This window comes from Salinimicrobium oceani, assembly GCF_012037645.1.
Genome location: NZ_JAAVJR010000524.1, coordinates 1 through 479 on the forward strand (window position 1 = coordinate 1; position 479 = coordinate 479).

General features: G+C 39.7%; 1 protein-coding gene. It reads right to left on the reverse strand.

What is annotated here, in order from left to right:
* Window positions 1-299, reverse strand: a 299-nt coding sequence (locus tag HC175_RS18050) for an ACP S-malonyltransferase (RefSeq protein WP_168139639.1), incomplete at its 3' end; no start/stop codon positions are given.
* Window positions 300-479 lie beyond the last annotated feature (180 nt).

Sequence of the window (479 nt, forward strand, 5' to 3'; positions counted from 1 at the left end):
ACTCCGTTGGCCACCAGTGCCGAAAATTCTCCCAGCGAGTGTCCTGCCACCATATCGGGTTTAAAAGCGTCTCTCAGGACCTTAGATAATATCACCGAATGTAAAAAAACAGCCGGCTGGGTCACTTTGGTGCGTTTAAGATCTTCATCTGTTCCTTCAAACATCACATTAGTGATCGAAAAACCGAGGATTTCATTGGCTCGTTCAAACATTTCTTTGGCCAGGGGTGAGTTTTCATAAAGATCTTTGCCCATTCCTTTAAACTGAGCGCCTTGTCCGGGAAAAATATATGCTTTCATAAGATTGGATTAGAGAGGCAAAATTAATAAAATAAAAAAACCTTACAGTTTTTGTGCTGTAAGGTTTTCCTGGGGCTGTTGTGTTTAAAGATCTAATTTTCCTTTTTCACCTACATCCTGATTTTCGCCTGTTAAAGCTCCAATTCCCATTTTTAGCAGGCTTACATATTTATTTGTTTT